The 21503-nt window shown below is 58.0% G+C and carries 17 protein-coding genes; 4 read left to right on the top strand and 13 right to left on the bottom strand.

All coding sequences use genetic code 11. The features are described from left to right. Positions 1-122, bottom strand: a 122-nt coding sequence (locus MLD04_RS17750) for a carbamoyl phosphate synthase preATP-grasp domain-containing protein (RefSeq protein ID WP_278351164.1), incomplete at its 3' end; no start/stop codon positions are given. A 28-nt stretch (positions 123-150) separates the two neighbouring features. Next, positions 151-1635: a 2-methylcitrate dehydratase gene (prpD, locus tag MLD04_RS05095; protein WP_248155343.1), complete on the bottom strand. Its 1485-nt coding sequence runs from the start codon at positions 1633-1635 to the stop codon at positions 151-153. A 198-nt stretch (positions 1636-1833) separates the two neighbouring features. Between prpD and MLD04_RS05090 the strand changes: the two genes are divergently transcribed. Beyond that, positions 1834-3807 (top strand): PA14 domain-containing protein, encoded by a 1974-nt coding sequence (locus MLD04_RS05090; RefSeq protein ID WP_248155341.1) that lies wholly within the window; start codon positions 1834-1836, stop codon positions 3805-3807. A gap of 62 nt (positions 3808-3869) precedes the next feature. Here MLD04_RS05090 and prpF read toward each other — a convergent pair whose 3' ends face one another. The 10 genes from prpF to MLD04_RS05040 all read right to left on the bottom strand — a co-directional run bounded on the left by prpF (position 3870) and on the right by MLD04_RS05040 (position 17305). Next, entirely contained in the window at positions 3870-5054 is a 1185-nt protein-coding gene (prpF, locus tag MLD04_RS05085) for a 2-methylaconitate cis-trans isomerase PrpF (protein WP_248155339.1), read from the bottom strand. Then, positions 5051-7648, bottom strand: coding sequence for a Fe/S-dependent 2-methylisocitrate dehydratase AcnD (gene acnD, locus MLD04_RS05080; RefSeq protein WP_248155337.1), 2598 nt, complete (start codon positions 7646-7648; stop codon positions 5051-5053). Before acnD ends, prpF begins: the two co-directional genes overlap by 4 nt. After that, on the bottom strand, positions 7645-8775 hold the full coding sequence (gene prpC, locus MLD04_RS05075) for a bifunctional 2-methylcitrate synthase/citrate synthase (protein ID WP_248155334.1): 1131 nt from the start codon (positions 8773-8775) through the stop codon (positions 7645-7647). Before prpC ends, acnD begins: the two co-directional genes overlap by 4 nt. A 24-nt stretch (positions 8776-8799) precedes the next feature. Further along, the gene (gene prpB / locus MLD04_RS05070; RefSeq protein ID WP_248155332.1) at positions 8800-9687 is read right to left on the bottom strand and encodes a methylisocitrate lyase; all 888 of its coding nucleotides are present in this window, start codon (positions 9685-9687) and stop codon (positions 8800-8802) included. 17 nt (positions 9688-9704) lie between these two features. Further along, entirely contained in the window at positions 9705-10385 is a 681-nt protein-coding gene (locus tag MLD04_RS05065; RefSeq protein ID WP_248155330.1) for a GntR family transcriptional regulator, read from the bottom strand. Between the two features lie 102 nt (positions 10386-10487). Further along, positions 10488-12080, bottom strand: a complete 1593-nt coding sequence (locus tag MLD04_RS05060; protein ID WP_248155328.1) for an OpgD/OpgG family glucan biosynthesis protein — start codon at positions 12078-12080, stop codon at positions 10488-10490. Positions 12081-12119: 39 nt separating this feature from the next. Continuing rightward, positions 12120-14210: a glucans biosynthesis glucosyltransferase MdoH gene (gene mdoH, locus MLD04_RS05055; RefSeq protein ID WP_248155326.1), complete on the bottom strand. Its 2091-nt coding sequence runs from the start codon at positions 14208-14210 to the stop codon at positions 12120-12122. 10 nt (positions 14211-14220) lie between these two features. Then, positions 14221-14490 (bottom strand): hypothetical protein, encoded by a 270-nt coding sequence (locus tag MLD04_RS05050; protein ID WP_248155324.1) that lies wholly within the window; start codon positions 14488-14490, stop codon positions 14221-14223. A gap of 25 nt (positions 14491-14515) precedes the next feature. Continuing rightward, complete coding sequence (locus tag MLD04_RS05045) at positions 14516-16063, bottom strand: glucan biosynthesis protein G (RefSeq protein WP_248155322.1); 1548 nt, start codon at positions 16061-16063, stop codon at positions 14516-14518. Positions 16064-16153: 90 nt separating this feature from the next. Further along, entirely contained in the window at positions 16154-17305 is a 1152-nt protein-coding gene (locus MLD04_RS05040) for a ShlB/FhaC/HecB family hemolysin secretion/activation protein (protein WP_248155320.1), read from the bottom strand. 314 nt (positions 17306-17619) lie between these two features. On the opposite strand from MLD04_RS05040, the gene galU reads away from it, so the two are divergent. Continuing rightward, positions 17620-18456, top strand: a complete 837-nt coding sequence (gene galU / locus MLD04_RS05035; RefSeq protein ID WP_248155318.1) for a UTP--glucose-1-phosphate uridylyltransferase GalU — start codon at positions 17620-17622, stop codon at positions 18454-18456. A 13-nt stretch (positions 18457-18469) separates the two neighbouring features. Here galU and MLD04_RS05030 read toward each other — a convergent pair whose 3' ends face one another. Beyond that, a complete protein-coding gene (locus MLD04_RS05030) occupies positions 18470-18886 on the bottom strand; it encodes a helix-turn-helix transcriptional regulator (protein WP_248155315.1) in 417 nt (138 codons plus the stop codon). 245 nt (positions 18887-19131) lie between these two features. Between MLD04_RS05030 and MLD04_RS05025 the strand changes: the two genes are divergently transcribed. Beyond that, positions 19132-20196: a hypothetical protein gene (locus MLD04_RS05025; RefSeq protein WP_248155313.1), complete on the top strand. Its 1065-nt coding sequence runs from the start codon at positions 19132-19134 to the stop codon at positions 20194-20196. A gap of 122 nt (positions 20197-20318) precedes the next feature. Beyond that, positions 20319-21407, top strand: coding sequence for a hypothetical protein (locus MLD04_RS05020; RefSeq protein WP_248155311.1), 1089 nt, complete (start codon positions 20319-20321; stop codon positions 21405-21407). Positions 21408-21503: the final 96 nt, after the last annotated feature.

Genomic DNA, 21503 nt, shown 5'->3' with positions numbered 1-21503 from the left:
CCCTCTTCCCTCAGCGCCTTGCAGGCCTGGGCCCCGGAGTAATCAAACTCGCACGCCTGTCCGATCACGATGGGGCCTGCGCCCAGGATCAGGATGCTCTTGATGTCGGTACGTTTTGGCACACTTCCCTTCCCTAGCCCGGAGCGGCGGTCAGATCATGAACAGCGCCACAAAGTCGTGGACAGGGGTATTCTCCAGCGTTTGCTGATCCTTGCATAGCGCAAAAATGCGTTCGCACTGCTGCGCCGGGAACCGGGTAGCCAGGTTGTTACGGAACTTGTCTTCCAGCAGGGGAATTCCCTCTTTCCGGCGCCGCCGATGGCCGATGGGATACTCCACTGCCACCTTGTCCGTGTGGGAGCCATCCGAGAAGAACACCTGCACCGCATTAGCGATGGAGCGTTTGTCCGCTTCCAGGTATTCCCGGGTGTAGCGCTCGTCTTCGACGATTTCCATCTTGTCGCGCAGTTCGTCGATTACCGGATGGGCCTGGTGAAAACTGTCTTCGTAATGCTCCGCGGTCAGACTGCCGAATATCAAAGGCACGGCGGTCATGTACTGAAGGCAGTGGTCCCGATCGGCGGGGTTGGCGAGTTTACCCACTTTCGAAATGATCCGGATGGCGGACTCGTGGGTGGTGATCACTATCCGGTCGATCTCATCCAGCCGGTCACGAACCTCGGGATGCAGCGTAACAGCAGCTTCCGCTGCCGTCTGGGCATGAAACTCCGCCGGGAACGAGATCTTGAACAGGATATTCTCCATCACGTAGCAGCCAAACGACTGCGGCAGTGAGAACTGTCGCTGGTCTTCGGGTTTGAGCTTCTGGTCTTTGTTGGTCTTGCTGAACAGCACGTCGTAGAAGCCCCATTGGGGCGCACTGAGTACGCCGGGAATGCCCATCTCACCGCGCATGGCAATATCCGCCAGACGCACGCCCCGGGAACTGGCATCCCCTGCCGCCCAGGATTTCCGGGAGCCGGCGTTGGGTGCGTGGCGATAGGTTCTCAGCGCCTGACCGTCCACCCAGGCATGGGACAAAGCCGACAGGAGCTGCTCACGATTGGCCCCCATCAGCCTGGCGGCCACTGCCGTCGAAGCCACTTTCACCAGAACCACGTGATCGAGGCCAACCCGGTTGAAGGAATTCTCCAGCGCCAGGACGCCCTGGATTTCATGGGCCAGGATCATCGATTCCAGAACATCTCTCACAACGAGCGGCGCCTTGCCCTCCGCGGCGCGTTTCTGCGACAGATAATCCGCCACCGCAAGAATCGCCCCGAGATTGTCCGACGGATGGCCCCACTCTGCCGCCAGCCAGGTGTCGTTGTAGTCCAGCCACCGGACGATACAGCCAATATCCCAGGCCGCCTTGACCGGATCGAGACGGAACGGCGTTCCCGGAACCCGGGCACCATGGGGAACCACCGTTCCCTCTACCATGGGTCCCAGATGTTTGGTGCACTCCGGGAACCGCAACGCGAGCAACCCGCACCCCAGGGTATCCATCAGGCAGTTGCGGGCCGTATCCCAAGCCTCGTCGCTGATCCCATCGTATGACAGAACGTAATCGGCAATGGTCTGAAGAACCGAATCATAGTCCGGTCGAATATTAGTGTCTGCGTGTGCTGTCATTTGTGGCCTCCGTTCACAACCAGGCAGGCAACCCCTACCTAATCTCAAAGCATAGATAACTTGTGGACTAACGTAATTCGTAAGATGGCTTGGCTATAAGCCCTGTACCGAAATATCGAATCATTCCAAGCGTCCAGTGGCGAGGTCCCACCCTAGCACCAATACTTTGAAGAGTTCAGATCAGGCTAGGGAGCAGGCATGTTCAATTACCGACTCGCAATGGCGTGTAGTGTCATCATATTGGTTACGGGATGCCAAACATGGAGACCGTTTGATGCTGGACAATACCCACCTACAGCCGCTTTACCCGAAACAAGCACACCGGGCGAGGTGGAGTTATATTACTGGGACGGCATTTCGGGAACGACTACTTCGGATCTGAAAGGCTTGGCGACCTTCCCAGACAACCCTGATGAGGTTGTTAAAATTTCGTCGCTCAGCAGTCCCGTCAACCGAGGAGACAATTATGGCTCCCTTGTCCGTGGGTACATTATTCCTCCTGCAACTGGAACATATACTTTTTGGGTAAGTGGTGATGACCAGACGGAATTTTGGCTAAGCTCCAGCTCCCAACCCGACCAAAAGGACTTAGTCGCAGCAGTTTATGGCTCTACAAGTTTTCAAGACTACGCAAAGTACAGCTCTCAGAAATCCGCTAACATAGACCTAATTGCTGGAAGTCGGCATTACTTCGAGATCATTCATAAAGAAGGCGGTGGCGGCGATCATTTTAGTGTCGCCTGGGCGGGGCCTGGATTCAGCCAAAGCATTATCAGCGGAGACGCTCTGGCAAGTTACGCCCAACCGTCCTCTGCCGGGAGTTCGGAATCGCCTCAGGAAACCTACCGGAAAGGTTATGCTGCCGGCTATCTGGACAGTTCGGAAGGACTGAAATACGCCCCAATTTTCCCCATGCCTGATAGTGACGGTGACGGGCTCTATGACAACTGGGAAGTTGCTAACGGGCTCGATCCAACAGACCCTACCGATGCAACGTCTGATCCCGACAACGATCTACTAGCGGCGGCCGATGAATTCCTGCTCGGTACCTCCGAAAACAATCCCGACACTGATGGTGATGGCATACCCGACGGCGATGAGTATGCGCTCAACATGGATCCCCTGGATCCGAGTGATGCCGGCAAAGACTTTGACGGAGATGGGGTAACGAACCTCCAGGAATATCTCGCAGGAACCGATATCAATGTTCCCGATACTCCGGCCAGCGACCAGCAGGTGCTTACGACTGGGTTTGTCGGGCAATATTTCAGCGGAATGAATTTCGACACATTCATCCTAGCCAAGTCGGAAGCTGAAATTCAATTCAGTGTGGGTTCCGGCTCTTTTATCCCGGAGCAGCCTGTAAACCGGTTCAGCGCTAGATGGTTCGGAACATTCACTGCCCCCCATCAATCCGGTACTAATAACTACACATTCACCATCAGAACAGATGATGGTGCGAGACTCTATGCGGATGGCACCCCGATCATTTCTGCCTGGAAGGATCAGGGGCCGACCACCTACACGAGCACGATGTCGCTAGACGCGTCCCAAACTGTTGACCTGATGATGGAATACTATGAAAACGGTGGCGGAGCAGTGGCAGAACTTTCTATCAGAGACGACTCAGCAAATACCAATCTCTCGCCAATGGAGATCGTCCAATCACCCGACCTGTCAGCCTCGACCATGGTAGATAGCGATAGCGATGGTATTCCGGATACCTGGGAATTGAGGAACGGCCTTGATCCGTGGACCGACGACGCGAGTGGCATCAATAACAGTCAGAATGTCACCAACCTTTCCGCTTACCAATCCGGACTGAGTCCCTGGACACTTCAGCCGGTAGAGACCCCAAGCAGCACAACAATTGACCAGGTCGGAAGCGGCAGTACAACGTCTTCAACGACCGGAACAGTTACTCTGAGCTGGACAGCACCTCTAACCAGAACCGACGGCAGCTCCATCTCACTCAGTGAGATACAGAGCTACGAGGTTCTCTATGGCACCGCGGCAGACAACCTGTCCGAGCTGAAGGTTGTTGACGGATCACAAACCAGCACTGAAATATCCGGGCTGTCGTCCGGGACCTGGTACTTCAGCGTTCGCGTCGTAGACATAAACGGCTTGAAGAGTGAGGGATCTGCAGTACAAAGCTACACCGTTCCCTGAACCCTGCAATCGCGTTGCAGAGTATGCCGGGTCAATACCAGAGGCCCGGCATACTCTAGCTCTTATCTTCCAAAACAATCGCCTGGCACCCTTACCCATCCTTCCATCAGAATTCGGGCGCTGCGACTCATGATGGCCTTTGTGGCGGTCCACTGGCCATTCACCTCTTTCGCCTCGGCACCAACCCTCAGCGTCCCGGAGGGATGACCGAAGGTCACGTGGGTCCGGTCGCCGCCACCGGCAGCCAGGTTGACCAGCGTGCCCGGTACAGCTGAGGCGGTGGCAATCGCGACCGCTGCCGTTCCCATCATGGCGTGGTGCAACTTGCCCATGGACATCGCGCGTACCAGGACGTCGATGTCCGAAGCCGTGATCTGCTTGCCGCTGGAGGCCACATAATCCACGGGCTTGGCTACGAAGGCGACCTTCGGTGTGTGCTGTCGATTGGCAGCTTCGGCGATGTCGCTGATCAGCCCCATCTTTACCGCACCGTGGGCCCGGATGGTTTCGAACATTTCCAGCGCTTTCGGATCGCTGTTGATATCGTCCTGCAGCTCCGTGCCCTTGTATCCGATGTCTTCCGCATTGATGAAGATGGTCGGGATGCCGGCGTTGATCATGGTGGCCTTCAGGGTGCCCACGCCAGGGACCTCCAGGTCATCCACGACATTGCCGGTGGGGAACATGGCGCCATCGCCGTCCGCCGGATCCATGAATTCGATCTGGACTTCCGCCGCCGGGAAGGTGACGCCGTCCAGTTCGAAATCGCCGGTCTCCTGAACCTCACCGTTGGTAATCGGCACGTGAGCCACGATGGTCTTGCGGATATTGGCCTGCCAGATTCGAACTGTGCAGGTGCCGTTTTCCGGAATCCGGTCTTTGGCCACAAAGCCGCCGTTGATGGCAAAGGCACCGACGGCCGCAGTCAGGTTGCCGCAGTTACCGCTCCAGTCCACGAAGGGCTTGTCGATGGACACCTGACCGAACAGGTAGTCCACGTCGTGATCCGGTTGGGTGGGCTCTGCCAGAATCACGGTCTTGCTCGTGCTGGAGGTAGCCCCGCCCATACCATCCGTCTGCTTCTGGTAGGGATCGGGGCTGCCGATCACGCGCAACAACAGGTTATCCCGGGCCTTGCCCGGGACCTGGGCGGCTTCCGGCAGATCCTGCAGCCGGAAGAACACACCCTTGCTGGTGCCGCCACGCATGTACGTGGCGGGAACGCGGATTTGAGGTGCGTGGGTCATGCCGCGCCCTCCGCCTCCAGGAAGTCCTGGGCGAAACGCTGCAACACACCGCCAGCGGAGTAGATAGACACTTCCTCGGCGGTATCCAGGCGGCAGATGACGGGCACATGCTCGGTGCTGCCGTTTTTGCGATGGATCACCAGCGTCAATTCGGCACGGGGTGCCGGAGTGCCTTCCACGTCGTAGGTTTCAGTGCCATCGAGCGCCAGGGTCTTGCGGGTGGTACCTTCCTCGAATTGCAGGGGCATCACACCCATGCCGACCAGGTTGGTCCGGTGAATCCGCTCGAAACCTTCGGCGACAATGGCTTCGACGCCCGCCAGGGCAACGCCTTTGGCGGCCCAGTCACGGGAAGAGCCCTGACCGTAGTCAGCCCCGGCAACGATGATCAGCGGCTGCTTGCGCTCCATGTACGTCTCAATGGCTTCCCACATGCGGGTAACCTTGCCTTCCGGCTCGACCCGCGCCAGGGAGCCCTGTTTTACGTTGCCGCTCTCGTCCGTCACCATTTCATTGAACAGTTTCGGGTTGGCGAAGGTGGCACGCTGGGCGGTCAGGTGGTCGCCACGATGGGTTGCGTAGGAGTTGAAGTCTTCCTCCGGCAGGCCCATTTTCGCGAGGTACTCACCAGCGGCACTGCTGGCCAGTATCGCATTCGACGGCGACAGGTGGTCGGTAGTGATGTTGTCCGGCAGGATGGCCAGCGGCCGCATGCCTTTCAGGGACTTTTCACCGGCCAATGCCCCTTCCCAGTAGGGAGGACGTCGGATGTAGGTGCTCTGGGGACGCCATTCATAAAGCGGATTGCTCTGCGCCTGAGCTTCGCGGGTGATATCGAACATCGGAATGTAGGTGCTGCGGAACTGTTCCGGCTTCACCGACTGCTTCACGATGGCATCGATTTCCTCGTCGCTCGGCCAGATGTCCTTCAGGGTAATCGGGTTGCCATCCTGGTCGTAACCGAGGGCATCTTTCTCGATATCGAAACGGATCGTCCCGGCGATGGCGTAGGCGACCACCAGAGGCGGCGAAGCCAGGAACGCCTGCTTGGCGTATGGGTGAATCCGGCCGTCGAAGTTCCGGTTACCGGACAACACTGCGGTGGAATACAGGTCCCGGTCGATAATTTCCTGCTGGATTTTCGGATCCAGGGCGCCACTCATCCCGTTACAGGTAGTGCAGGCAAACGCCACCACACCAAAGCCGAGGTTTTCCAGCTCGGGCAGGAGGTTGGCTTCTTCCAGGTACATCTTGACGGTTTTGGAGCCCGGTGCCAGGGAGGTCTTCACCCAGGGCTTGCGGGTCAGGCCCAGCTTGTTGGCGTTGCGGGCAATCAGGCCAGCCGCCACCATGTTGCGGGGGTTGCTGGTGTTGGTGCAGCTGGTGATGGCGGCGATGATGCACGCCCCGTCCGGCATTTTGCCCTCTTCCAGCTCCCAGTCGCCGGCAATGCCACGCTTGGCGAGCTCGGAGGTGGGCAGGTGGGCATGGGGGTTGGATGGCCCCGCGAGGGTGCGTGTGACCTGGGACAGATCGAACTTCAGGACCCGCTCATACTCGGCATTCTTCAGGCTGTCGGCCCACAGGCCGGTTTCCTTCGCGTATTTCTCAACGAGGGCGATCTGGTCGTCTTCGCGGCCAGTCAGCTTCAGGTAGTCGATGGTCTGGCCATCGATGTAGAACATGGCCGCAGTCGCGCCGTATTCCGGCGTCATGTTGGAGATGGTGGCCCGGTCGCCCACGGTGAGACTGTCCGCCCCTTCACCGAAGAACTCAAGGTAGGCGCCAACCACGCGTTCTTTACGCAGGAATTCCGTCAGGGCCAGCACCATGTCGGTACTGGTAATGCCCGGCTGGAGCTTTCCGGTGAGCTCGACACCTACGATATCCGGCAGACGCATCATGGAAGCACGGCCAAGCATCACGCTCTCGGCTTCGAGGCCGCCGACACCGACGGAGATAACGCCCAGGGCATCCACCATCGGCGTGTGACTGTCGGTGCCCACGCAGGTATCCGGGAAGGCAACGCCCTCGCGAGCCTGAACCACCGGAGACATCTTCTCCAGGTTGATCTGGTGCATGATGCCGTTGCCCGGCGGGATCACATCCACGTTCTCGAACGCGGTCTTGGTCCAGTTGATGAAGTGGAATCGGTCATCGTTCCGGCGGTCTTCAATAGCCCGGTTTTTCGCGAATGCGTCCTTTTCGAAACCGGCATGCTCAACGGCCAGGGAGTGATCGACGATCAACTGGGTGGGAACCACCGGATTCACCTTGGCAGGATCCCCGCCCTTCTCGGCGATGGCGTCACGAAGACCCGCCAGATCGACCAGCGCGGTCTGGCCCAGGATGTCATGGCAAACCACTCGTGCCGGATACCAGGGGAAGTCCAGATCGCGCTTACGCTCGATCAGCTGTTTCAGGGAATCTGTCAGCGTCTCCGGATCACAGCGGCGAACCAGTTGTTCCGCCAGAATCTTGGAGGTGTACGGCAGCTTGTCGTAAGCGCCGGCCTGGATGTCCTCCACGGCCTGGCGGGTATCAAAAAAGTCCAGGTCGGTGCCCGGCAGAGGTTTACGGTATTCGGTGTTCATGGACGCTCCTCAATCGGTACCCACTTGGCGTCCGCCGGGCCGGTGTAATCGGCACTGGGGCGGATGATGCGGTTGTTCGCGCGCTGCTCCTTCACATGGGCAGTCCATCCGGATACCCGGGACATGACGAAGATCGGAGTGAACAGTTCGGTCGGGATGCCCATGAAATGATAGGCCGACGCGTGGAAGAAGTCGGCATTACAGAACAGCTTCTTCTCTCGCCACATGACTTCCTCGCAACGAACGGATACCGGATAGAGCACCGTATCCCCTACTTCGTCTGCCAGTTTTTTGGACCACTGCTTGATGATGGCGTTGCGTGGATCCGACTCTTTGTAGATCGCGTGACCGAAGCCCATGATCTTTTCCTTGCGCTCCAGCATGCCCATCAGGCCTTCTTCGGCCTCGTCCGGGGTGCTGAACCGCTGGATCAGTTCCATGGCCGCTTCATTGGCACCGCCATGCAGCGGGCCACGCAACGTACCGATCGCACCGGTGACGCAGCTGTGGATGTCTGAAAGCGTGGAAGCACAGACACGGGCGGTGAAGGTGGATGCGTTGAACTCATGCTCTGCATAGAGGATCAGCGACACGTTCATGACCCGCTCGTGCAGCTCGCTGGGCTTCTTGCCGTGCAGCAGCTCCAGGAAGTGGCCACCGATAGAATCCACGTCGCTCTCGGTCTCAATCCGGACGCCTTCGTGGGCGAATCGGTACCAGTAGGTAATGATGGACGGGAACACCGCCAGCATGCGGTCGATCTTGTCGTCCTGTTCGCTGAAGTCCTGCTCCGTCTCGAGGTTGCCCAGCATGGAACAACCGGTACGCATCACGTCCATGGGGTGCGCGTCTTTGGGAATCTGTTCCAGTACGGTTTTCAGGGCGGCCGGCAGGCCCCGCAGGCTCCGCAGTTTTTGGGTGTAGGCGTCCAGTTCCTGACGGTTGGGCAACTTGCCTCGCAGCAACAGGTAGGCAATTTCCTCGAACTGGGCCTTTTCCGCGAGATCGGCAATGTCGTAGCCGCGGTACGTCAGGCCCGCGCCGCTTTTGCCAACGGTGCACAGCGCGGTTTCACCAGCCACCTGGCCGCGCAGGCCAGCTCCACCAAGTTTCTTTGCTTCAGCCATGTTTCTCTCTCCAATCAGTCTTGTTCAGTCTTTATTCTGGGCGAAAAGCTGGTCCAGCTTTTGTTCGAATTCGTGGTAGTTCAGGAAATCATAAAGTTCCATACGGGTCTGCATCAGATCAACCACGTCTTTCTGGTCGCCCTTCTCCAGGATGTTCTGATACACCGTAACGGCCGCCTTGTTCATGGCCCGGAACGCACTCAATGGATACAGGACCATATCGGCACCGGCCTCCGCCAGTTCCTTGCGGTTGTACAGTGGGGTGGCCCCGAACTCGGTGATATTGGCCAGAATGGGCACATCCAGCGCCTCGGAGAAGGCCTTGTAATGCTCCAGTTCGGTCACTGCTTCGGCGAAGATGCCATCGGCGCCCGCTTCGATACAGGCTTTGGCTCGATCAATGGCCGCATCCAGCCCTTCCTTCTGGAAGGCATCGGTACGGGCCATGATGAAGAAGTCGTCGTCCTGCCGGGCGTCAGCAGCCGCCTTGATGCGATCCACCATTTCTTCCTTGGAGACAATTTCCTTGTTCGGGCGGTGGCCACAGCGCTTCTGGGCAACCTGATCCTCAATGTGGACAGCCGCCGCACCAGCGCGTTCCATCTCACGGATGGTCCGGGCGATATTGAACGCCCCACCCCAACCGGTATCGATATCCACCAGCAACGGCAACTCGGAGGCCGCAGTGATCCGGCGCACGTCTTCAACCACGTCGTTCATGGTGGTCATGCCAAGGTCCGGCAGCCCGTAGGAGGCATTGGCAACGCCGCCCCCGGAGAGGTAGATGGCCTGGTGACCCACTTTTTCGGCCATCATTGCCGCATAGGCATTGATCGTACCGACAATCTGCAGCGGCTGGTTCTCTTTCAGGGCCTTGCGAAAGCGGGCGCCCGGGGAAAGTGTATTGGCCATAGGATAGTCCTCTCTTATCAGATCGTTAGAACGCCTTCTTCAATCTTTTTCTCGATGTTCTGGCGTGCAGCATTGATGTGTCTTTTCATCAGGAATTCGGCGAGTTCACCATCGCGGTGGGCGATGGCTTCGACGATACGGCGGTGTTCACCAAGCGCCAGATGGGGGCGCCCGGCCGAGGTGCTTAACCGGTAGCGGTACATCCGCACCATGTAGTAGAGGTCACCCAGCAGCATCTGGGCAAGCTTGGCGTTACGGCTGCCAGTGGCAATGCGGTGATGGAAATCATAGTCGCCTTCGGCCTGGTAGTACGCCTGGCCCTGGGCCTGCTCAATCATGGCCTCATGGCTGTCCAGGGTGGCCTGAAGCTCCGCGATTTCCTCGTCTGTCATCCGTTCCGCCGCCTGGCGGGCGGCCAGGCCCTCCATGACCTCTCGGATACGATATAACTCCAGCAACTCTGACGCGCTGACAGAGACTACCTTGACGCCTGCATGGGGACGACGGACGAGAAGCCCGCGGGACTCAAGGCGCCCAAGCGCCTCTCGCAGGGGACCGCGAGTGAGGTTAAAACGCGAGCAAAGCTCCAGTTCGCCGATTTTTTCGCCCGGACCGAGCTCGCCTGTCACGATAGCCGTTTGTAAACAATCAAACGCTTCGTCGGCGCGTGTTTGGGATTGCAGAGTTGCTTCAGCCATACCTTGTCTACAATAAATGCGGTTTATGGCTAAAATTTACGCCCTGACCTTAATATTGTCAACAATACCGAGCGTCGCTTCGAACGATTGTCAACACACCGATCAGGAATTGTAGAGCTTCCGGTCTGCCATTCCCGGGGGCGAGTACTGATACAGCCAGGTTTCGGTCAACGGTTCATCATCAAGACTCAGATACATCCGAAGCTCGATGGGCTCCTCCGAGTCATCCGGCACCAGGTCGAACATCGCCCGGTATCCCTGAATCGACGCCAGCGGTCTGGCGGAGGTAATTTCCACCCTGCCCCGGCTGGCCGAAATTACCGGGACAACGCGGGCGTCTTTCGCCAGGAGTGCGAGCGGACCGCCCGCAAAATCCACGGCAAACCGCCAGGAAAAATACGTCCTTTTCTGGCCTACAACGCCCCCCAGCCCGGTTCGGGTCGCCTTTACTCTGGCCAGCTCCCCCGGCTCGTTAGTAACGTTCGCCCCCCAGTGTAACCGGTAGGCCAACAGGTATTCCTGATTCGCCTCAAGCGGCTGCTCCGGATGCCAGAAGGCAACGATATTGTCGAAGGTCTCATCGACCGTCGGGATCTCAACGAGGTCGATACTGCCTTTACCCCAGCCCGATGACGGCTCTACCCAGACGCTCGGCCTGCGATCGTAGAAAACGCCATCGTCCTGGTAGTGGTCGAAATCGCGATCTCTCTGTAACAGGCCGAACCCCTTGGGACTCACATCCTGAAAACTGCTGAAACGCAGCTTCTCCGGGTTTACGAGCGGCCGCCAGAGCCATTCGCCACTGCCGGTGTGCATCGAAAGGCCATCGGAATCATGGATTTCCGGGCGCCAGTCGTAATCCATGCGACGGTTATTCTCACCTACCTGATACATGCTGGTCAGAGGCGCAATGCCGACGCGCTGGATTGTCCGGCGGGGATAGAGCGCAACGTCCACATCCATCACCAGATTCCTGCCCGGATCGATGACAAAGGCGTAGGCGCCAGTGACGCTGGGCGAGTCGAGCAATGCCCATACGCGCAGAAACGTCTGATCCTCTGCGGGACGTTCCAGCCAAAAGGCGGTAAACCTTGGGAACTCTTCCTGTGCGCCAGTACCCGTGTCGATGGCCAATCCGCGTGCCGACATACCGTATTGCTTTTCAGCACCTACGGCGCGGAAATAGCTGGCCCCCAGAAAGGATGCGAGATCGAGTGAAAAATTGGTGTGGTAGTGCACCCGGAAACCGGCAAACCCGAGGTCGTCAGGCAGGTCGCCCAGCGGCTGTTCTCCCGAATAGGTGAAATAATCCGGATCATAGGCAAGTTCCGTCGCGTTCTCACCCACAACTTCAAAAATCTGAACTGGGGCCTGGAAATACAGCCCCAGGTGGAACAGCTGGATCTGAAAGTCGGAAGGCTGGTTCCTCCAGAGTGCCTTTTCTTTACGGAAGCGGATCGCCTGATAATCATCCCAGCCCAGTTTTTTCAATGAATCCGGGATATCGCCTTCATGATCCTGGTATGGCATGCCGGCTTTATGGCGGGCCAGTCCCTTGAGCCAGGCATAGCTGAACGCCGAGGCGTCCTTCGGCACCGGACCGGGCGGGTTTTCGGTGCGGCCAAACGTGACAATCGGAACGCTGTAACTTCCCACCGAGATCAACAGCATTTTCAAAAGCGTTCTTCGGTCCATCCAATGCCTCCCAATCGTAAAGGTTGTCCGGGAATTTCGTTACGAATCCGCTGAATGCGCCAGGCGCTTGATACACTGCCCCCAGTAGCTTTCCGGACTGGCACGCCATGCCTGTTGATGAAGTTGTGCAAGCGCTCGCCGGTCCTGCATCAGCTGACTGAGGTCCAGCGAGGATAGTGCGTCCGGCCCTTCTGACAGGCAGCGACGCACTGATGAATCCAAGGTTCTCCGGCGAACGGCTGCTTTATGGTCACGAGCCAGAAATACATGCAACCGATTCGAATCGGGACTCAGGATGGCTCGTTCCACTGGCCGCAGGGCGCTGTCGGTATTGATCTCAGACCGGAACGCCGTCGAGTCCCGAAGAACCTCTATGGTGGCCTGCTCTTCGGGGATCAGCAGCAGCTTCCGGCGTTTCATCCACTGGCCCAGGGATACACGGCTGAGCAGAACCGACGTGGGAACGGCGAGTATCAGGGGAATGGCGACGGGCAACGACCAGAAAAAGAACAACCGGTCCAGGGACCAGGCGAACGCCGACCATCCCGCACCAATGAGCATCCCCCACATCTGACTGCGGAAGGCTTCGGACCAGGTGGTTTCCTCCGTTCGGTTCTGTCCCGCCCATTTCAGGGACACATTCAGAAGTGCCGCAAGGACAAACCGACTGTGGGCCAGCATCCTCAGGGGAGCCAGCAAAACCGAGACTGCAATCTCCAGCAGTACACTCAGGGTTAACCGCAGGAATCCCCCGAATCCGCTCGACAGGCGGTGCAAAAGAGCGTCCGTCAGGGCCAGAAACTTCGGCAGGAACAACAGCGCTGCCGTGCTCAATGCCAGCGCCAGGGCCCATTCGGGACGCCATTCCGGCCACAGGGGGAATAGCCCCTGATGCCCCTCGGGGAAGTAGTCGATCGGAGACAGTGTCATCCGGGCGGCTTCAATGGTGGTACACGCAAGGAACAGAAGCCAGAGCGGTGACGCCACATAGGCCATAATGCCGTTCAGAAACGCCATCCGGTGAGCGAACCGGATCCCGGGCGCCGTTATCAGCAGCCAGAAATGCTGCAGATTACCCTTGGCCCAACGATTGTCGCGCATGAGTTCGTCCGTCAGGGTCGGCGGCGACTCCTCGAAACTCTCTTCCAGTCCGGGTTCGAGCCAGACTTCGTACCCGGCCCGCCCCATGTAGGCCGCCTCCACGAAATCGTGACTCATGATGGGCCCGCCGAAAATACCCGGCCCTCTCAGTTTTCTGAGTCCGCAGTAACGCATGAAGGGCCGGACCCGGAGGATGGCATTATGCCCCCAGAACGCGGCATCTCCCATCTGGATCGCAGCCAGGCCCGTTGAAAACAACGGCGAATAAAATCGGTTGGCAAATTGCTGAATTCTGGCAAACAGGGATTGACCGTTGATGATGTTGGGATTGGTCTGCAGAATTCCGACCTGGGGCTCCAACTCCATCAGCTGGACCATTCTGGTGACGGTTTTTCCGCTGATCAGGCTATCCGCGTCCAGAACCACCATGTATTCGTAGCGTTTCCCCCAGCGCCTGAGAAAATCGGCAATGTTGCCGCTCTTGTAGTTGAGGTTGACGGACCGGCGCCGATAGAAAAAGCGGCCCTCGGCCCCCAATTCAGTCGCCAAACGCTGCCAGGCTGCCTGTTCTTCCAGCCATATGTCCGGGTTCCGGCTGTCCGACAGAATGAAAAAATCGAAATTCTCGATCTGCCCCCGCCGTTCAAGATCACGATAGACGGCCTTGAGACCACTCAGGGTCCAGTGAACCGGTTCGTGATAAACGGGCATGACAACAGCGGTTCGCGCCAGGCTGGTCTTGGCAATTGTCTCGGCACTGTGCCGGCGCATCAGGGAATGCCGGTCGCCACCGGTGAGCCTCACAATAAATCCGAATACCGCGATCCAGAATCCCACGGCGATCCAGGTATACAGCAGGGCAAATAGCCCCAGGATCGCCAACTCCAGCCAGGTCCCACCGTGGTAGGGAAGCACACCCAGGAGGTAATAGCAGGCCGCGAGCGTCTGGCCGGCCAGCAACACGATCAGGAGCACACGCCGGATCCCGGCAATGTGGCGCCAGCGATGTGACGCTTTGTTAGCGCCCATACGACCGGACTCAGTCATTTCCACCATACCCAATGCTGGCCCGGCAAATCGGTGGACAGGGATCCGGGGTATCAAACGAAGGCAAATCGAAATACCGCGGGATCAGGTCCACGGCGATCGACAGGAGCTGTTCGTGATCTCCTCGCTCGCGGTTTTGCTCCACCGCATCGTCAATCAGATGCAGGAGACTCCGGTAAGTGTTTGCAGTCATCTCAACACCTGCTTCGCGCAGGTACGTAAAGATCCGGTTGAATACTTCCTGGAAAACTATCTCGGCCATTCTGCTCTTCCCTCCCTGGAAAACGTCATTGACGGTTGTTTTTTCGAAGATCGTTCTTTGGCCCCAACTGGTATGTCCAGGTTTCGCTGACCGGTTTGCCGTCCAGGTTCAGCGAGGCCCTGAGTTCCAGTGTCTTTCCCTCCGCCGGTTTTGCCAGCACTGACAGTCGCCAGCCGTGGCGGGCATCAACATATTCGGCAAAGTGTTCCAGCACCTCGGCATCGCCCGAGGCACTGACCTCGCTGACTACTGCGGCATCGGGCTTCATTTTTGCCAGTGGGCCACCCTCGAAATCCACCACAAACCGATAAGCGCCATCTGCGTCGCCACCGCCGGGCTGAGCCCCATCGCCAACGAAGGTCCTGACTGCCCGCGCCATGGGACTGGCGGGGACATCCGGCCCTCCAAATGCCACCGAATAACTCATGTCCCGGGTTTCTCCGGCCGACACCTCCTGCCGGGGTTTCCAGAACGCGACAATGTTGTCGTTAATCTCGGATTCGGACGGGATCTCGACCAGAACCACTTCACCGCTGCCCCAATCTTCACCGGGTTTTACCCAGGCGCTTGGCCGGAGATCGTAGCGTGCCTCAGTATCTTCGAAACGGGCAAACTCAGGATCGCGCTGGAGAAGCCCGAACCCTCCAAGGCCCTTGACCTGATGAAATCCCATCTGCAGTTCGGACGGGTTGAGCAGTGGGCGCCAGAGCCATTCCCCGGTTTCCTTGTCGTGAATAAGCAGGCCATCGGAGTCGTGTACCTCCGGGCGCCATTGGCCCAGAGGTCGGATGGAATTCTCGCCATAGAAGAACATGGACGTCAGCGGCGCCAGGCCAAGCTGTGTAACCCTGGAGCGGAAAAAAAGCCGCGCCCGGACATCCATTGTCAGCGCCTTGCCGGGATGAACTTCAAATCGGTAGGCGCCAGTCAGGCTGGGCCCATCCAGAAGCCCGTAAACCACCATGACGTCACTGCCGCCTTTGGGACGCTCCAGCCAGAATTCCCGGAAAATTGGAAACTCCTCACCGGATGAGAGCCCGGTATCCACGGCAATGCCCCGTGCAGACAGTCCAAATCGTTGCCCGGCCCCGACACCCCGGAAATAGCTGGCGCCCCCGAACACCAGGAACTGGTTCCGGACGTTGGGCCTGGACAGCGGGTAGGTCAGTTTAAAGCCTGCATAACCCAGATCCGCAGGTACACGCTTCTCCAATTCGGGATTCGGGTAATCGAACAGTGATTTGTCGAAATTCAGGGCGTGCACGCCCTCCCGATCAATCTGATGAAGCTTGACCGGATACCGATAGAAGCTGCCGGTCGGCAACATCATCACATGGAAGCGGGTGTCGCCGCCGCGCCAAAGGCTGGCCTCCGGACGAAAGCGAATAGACTGGTAGTCGTCATAGCTGAGTTTCCGGAGAAACTCCGGCGCGGGCTTGGGCGCGCGATATTCGGACTTGGCCAGGGTTTCAGCACGCTCAACCACATCCCCAAAACCGAATGCACTGACAGGACCGGATAGCACCAGCAGCGCAAACGTTGAGAAAAAAATCCTGAAATTCCCAAATTTCATTCTGAAAACTCCCTGTTCTCTGTACCTTGACTCTATCACTAGAGTCACAGAGCGCCACAAGTGACATCTTGGTAAGAGCCGTCAGAATGTTCAGATGCCAAGGCTCAGAGACAGGGAAACATCAGGATGGTCCGGGATAGTCAGGTCAGGTCGGTCGGAATCAATGAGACGCCCCATGGTCACATTGGCGATGAAACCTCTGGAACGCAGGTTCAGGGAAATTTCACCGGCACTGACACCGGCAAAGCGCCTTTGCTGCTGGACACCGACCGGCGACCACCCGCGCATCACGGACAGGGAGAGGGTTGATCGGAAACGGTCCGTGAAGGGTACTTCGTAGACAGGGCTCGCCGCATTCAGGCGAACCCACCCACCTTCCGATCCATAGGCAGTCTGACCGTTAAATCCGGACACAAGACCGGAGCCACCTACCTGGATCCGTTCAGAATCCGGCAGATCGTCAGGTGCGACCTGATAGCGTCCACGAACCGCAAGTTCCCAACGCTGCCACTGTCGACGAACGGACGCCGAGAACGCCACCTTCTGATACCGGGTCCGGTTCGAAATCTGACTGTCGCTGCTCTCGACTCGCTCGTACTCAAGCCCCCCCAAGGCGGCGACCTGAGCTGACGCCGAGAATCCACCCCGCAAGGTTCCTTCCCCGGAGCACTGAAAGCCCAGACTGCTCTGCTGGCGGGAAGAATCGCTTTTCCACTCTGAATCCTCGTACTCACTTGTCTCACTGCCGGAATGACGAATAATCTGTCGCAGTTCGATGCCACCGACCGAACCGAGAGAGCGGGATGCAGAAAACCGGAATCCGTTGTAATTCCCACTGGTATCGAGCTGCCGATCGGTTGCTTGCAGGACCCCCCGGTATTGACGATCTTCCAGGGCCAACTGAACGTGGTTGCCGACCAGCGGCATCGCATAATTGAGCGACAGTGACTTCTGCCCGTGGCCGCTTTTTCGGGAGGCGGAATCGCGGAGATGCAGATCCAGGGTATGCTGTGACCAGATGATTCCGGCGCCGCTGACGTTCAGATCATCGGCTGTCTGGTCACTACTCTGGAGCGAATCACCGGTAACGGACAGCCGGGGAGCCAGATATTCATTGACGGCATCAAGCACACTGGACGCTTCAGAAATCCATTTTCCCGCGGCAATATGAGGCAGGCCCGCCAAAGCCTCCCCGGGCGCAATCATGCACGCAATCAGTGCAAACGTCTTGAGCCTGTGCACACCACTGCCTCGTCACCGAATTGAAAATAACGAAGCTGTTATATAAGAAGGCTGGCAACGGGTACAGGGCTCGTTGCCAAAGGTTACAATTTTAATCCGGAATTCAGTACTCTATACAGGATCTCTGAAGCGACACATTAAGTGCATTTACACTAACCTGTCGAAAACATTAATCATTTTCCAATTACTCCCTCTGCCCCTGCATTTCGGAAGCTCAATTGAGGTAAACTCGGCACACTTTGTGTTTGTACCAGTTCAGATACACGCGCAAACGGATAGCGAATGACCTGCGCCAAAATTTAAGGACGACTGGAATGATCAAAAAATGTCTGTTCCCCGTAGCCGGCTACGGCACCCGGTTCCTTCCGGCTACCAAGGCCATGCCGAAAGAAATTCTGCCGGTGGTGAACAAGCCGCTGGTTCAGTATGGCGTGGAGGAAGCTGCCGCGGCTGGCATCCACGAATTCGGTTTTGTCACTGGTCGGGGCAAACGCGCCATCGAGGACCACTTTGACATCAGCTATGAGTTGGAGCACCAGATTGCAGGCTCCGGGAAAGAGGATCTGCTGACGTCAATCCGTGACCTGATCAACAACAACACCTTTGCCTTTACCCGTCAGAACGAAATGAAGGGGCTGGGCCACGCCATTCTGACCGGCCGGAACCTTGTGGGCGACAATCCTTTTGCGGTGGTGCTTGCCGACGACTTCTGCCTCGGCCCGGAAGATGGTGACGGCGTATTGGCCCAGATGGTCAAGCTGTACAACCAGTTCCGGTGCTCGATCGTTGCCATCGAGGAAGTACCCGAAGACGAGACCCACAAGTATGGCGTGATTGCCGGCGATTCCATGAAGGACGGCTTGTTCCGGATTACCGACATGGTCGAGAAGCCCGCTCCCGAAGATGCGCCCAGCAACCTGGCGATCATTGGCCGCTATATCCTGACGCCGGACATCTTCGATATTCTGGAACGCACCCCGGCGGGTAAGAATGGTGAGGTACAGATCACCGACGCGCTTCTGGAGCAGGCAAAGAATGGTTGTGTCCTGGCCTATCAGTTCAAGGGACGCCGGTTTGACTGTGGCAGTATCGACGGGTTCGTGGAAGCCACCAACTACGTCTACGAGAACATCTACAAGAAAGACCGCTGAGCTTTTGGGTTACTTACCCGCCCAGTAACTGCAGGACCATGCGCCGGTTGTCGGGGGATGTCTTCCGGAACCGGCGCAGCAGTTCCCGCTCGGAATCGCTCAGTTGCACGCGATCCAGTTGCTGCTCCAGTTCTTTCAGTGCTTCGGAAAGGTCGTCGGCCTGACTGAACGCCAGGCCCGGTAACTCCAGCTGACCCCCGCCATCGGGCAGTTCCAGATCCACCAGATTTTCCAGCGGGGTTTCCGTTTTCAGACAGAGATCCAGCAGCTCCGTCACTCCCGGGTAGCTGCGATGGCGCACTTCATCGGCTTCCCAACTGCGTACCCGCTGTTCATCCACGCCACACATCTGCGCAACGTCTTCACAGGAAAGGCGCCCTGCCTCTCGAAGCTGCCTGAGGCGACGGTGAAACGATTGCAGGTACCGCATAGTTTGTCCTCTCGTTCCTTACCGGGGCGAATCACTCACGTCCGAAGTGTGCCAGAGTTACCCTTTGCTGAAATGTATCGTACAAGCAGCAACGCATACAACGACGATATAACGTGAACCAGCCCACATCCTGAACACATTCTGTTACATTGTCCGACCATAGCTTTGCCGACCGACGTGATTAAGCGTTATGTTTTCTGAAGGACACTCAATCAGAAGACACAACAAGAACAAGGATCGGTAGCATGGCCGGTAAAGTGCTTGTGGTCCTTGCGGCGGTCGCCTCGGCCGTTGCCGCCACTTCAATTTTTCTTGCGTCCGACAACGAAGGCGCGTTCGACTGGGCCACCCGTGAATCCGGGGGCACGTCGGCGAACGTCATTCATCAGGCAAGTAACCAGGGAGCCACTCCCCCACCCACCGCTGCTAAACAGCAGCCAGCCCCGTCCCCTCTCGGCTTCGCGCTCGCCAACGCAGCTGAGCAGTACGAACAAACGGTCAAATATCCGCCATGGTCGGTGCCACTGACGCCGGCCCAGGCCGATGCTTACCAGGGAAACCGGTACGAGCCGGTATCCCTGCCCCTGGGTGACAACGGTAGCTTTACCGTTATCCTGGACCAATACCGCTTCACAAAAGGCGACCCCATACTGGTTGCGGCGTCGATTGAAGGGCCCCAGGTGATATCGGATAAGGTGACCGCGACCCTTGAGTCCCAGCCCGATCGTAAGCAGGTTGCAACCGCCGCGCTCGATCGAACGGGTAACGGCTACTTCGAGGGTACCGTCGATTCGGACCAGTCCCCCGGAGAGTACCACCTGATTGTCGAGGCCCACATCGATGGCAAGCCAGTGCGTCACGCCAGCACTCTGACCATCGAACCCGATCTTGGCGATTTCAAGGGGCTTGGCACACCCTACGTCAGCAATAACAACCTGGTGATACCACTGAGCTTTGCCCCGGATCACACAGGTTATTACGCCCTGTCCGCGCAACTCTATAACGGTGACAACCCGATCGCCCAGCTCCAGGAAGAGCAACAGATGGGCACCGGCACTCATACGTTCAAACTCCGGGCCCACGGTACCGTTCTGGCCAACCAGTCGTTGTCCGGACAGCTCCAGCTGCGCCACATCCAACTACGCCAACTCCCTGACAAACCCGGTGACCGAACCCATTACGCGTTCGGGCCGGATGACGGTTATCGATTTTCGCCACCGGACCTGGATCAACTGACCGACACGCCGGCGGCGAATCCCGAATCAGAACAGCGTGCGGTTTTGCTCAAACAGCTGGCCGACAAGTTCTGATCCACCGGGCCCTGCCCGGTACCGGCTGACGCCGGGGCTGTACCAGCGTCTGTCGCGCTACGTGGCGGAACGCGGGATAAAACGTCTTTTGACAACAATAACTCAGTAAAGACGGAGCAATTATGAAAACAAGGAAAATCGGAAGTGCCTGTAAAGCCGCGCTGGCTGTTGCTGTCGCCGGATCCCTGTTTGCGGGTTCGGCCCAGGCCCAGCTGGGCGGCCACAATGTCATCCTCGTCCACGGTTTCATGATGGACGATCTCTCCAACCCACCACAAAGCTTCGAAGAAGTGCAGCAAGCCGGGGCGGATAACTGGCGAGCGTTCTGGTTGAGCCGTGCCGAAGCACGCATCGACTGGGCCAGTGATGGCCGCGTTGAGGGCAAGATCGCTCAACAGGCCTACCAGCAAATCCGGCAGATCAGCCAACAGGGGTTGTGCAACAACTATTGCATCCTGGTGACCCACTCCACGGGCGACCTGGTCACCCGCTATGTCCTGGAAAACCAGGCGCGCTGGCTACAGGCCGAAGGTCTGCCCCCACTGAAAATACTGACAAGCATCGATCTGGCAGGTGCCGGTGGCGGTACCGAGTTGGCCGACCTGGCGATGAGCATCGCCTACAACGACAGCTGGTACAACTGGCCCGTCAAGGAAGCGGTCAAGGCATTCACCGGCATTGATCCGCAGCCCGGCAAGATGGGCGTGGTTAACGATCTTCAGACCAACGTTGCCCGTAACCTGGCCGTCAGCCCCAACAGCATCCCGAGACTCCGGTTTGTGGGCGGTGGCTCGTCCTACGGTGGCATCACCAAGCCGTTCATTGCCGGAACCGATGACGGTGTAGTGCCAACCCACTCCGCCTGCGGTGCCACCACTTCGGAAGGCATCGATTCCTGCTCCAACAGCATTACCCTGGGCGGCAAGGTGACGAGCACGAATGGTCCGGACGGCCTCTACTACAACAACTACCCTGTGTTGATGAGTGAAGGTTTGTCCCATGGCGGCCAGATCAACACCGAAACAGGCAATACTGCCGTGCCGGTGATCAACAACGTCAGCGTCAACGGCCTGCAGGTGGATTTCGCCAGTCGCACCTACTACCAGCGCGCCTGGTGGCAACTGTGGGGTAAAGGTGACAAGTACGTCGAGGTTCCGGGTTCTGACCAGACGTACATGTCCAGCCTGATCTATACCACGCTGAACAACTGATAGGCGTAGGACGCTTACAGGGAGTGCCCCGGCTCAGGGACGAGCCTTCAGGATGCGACCATCTTCTACTTCCCTTTTTAGTTCGCAAACTATACA

Source organism: Marinobacter koreensis (genome assembly GCF_023156285.1).
GTDB classification, from domain to species: domain Bacteria; phylum Pseudomonadota; class Gammaproteobacteria; order Pseudomonadales; family Oleiphilaceae; genus Marinobacter; species Marinobacter koreensis.
Note: the sequence above shows the minus strand (reverse complement) of the source record. Positions and strands in the feature narration are given on the sequence as shown.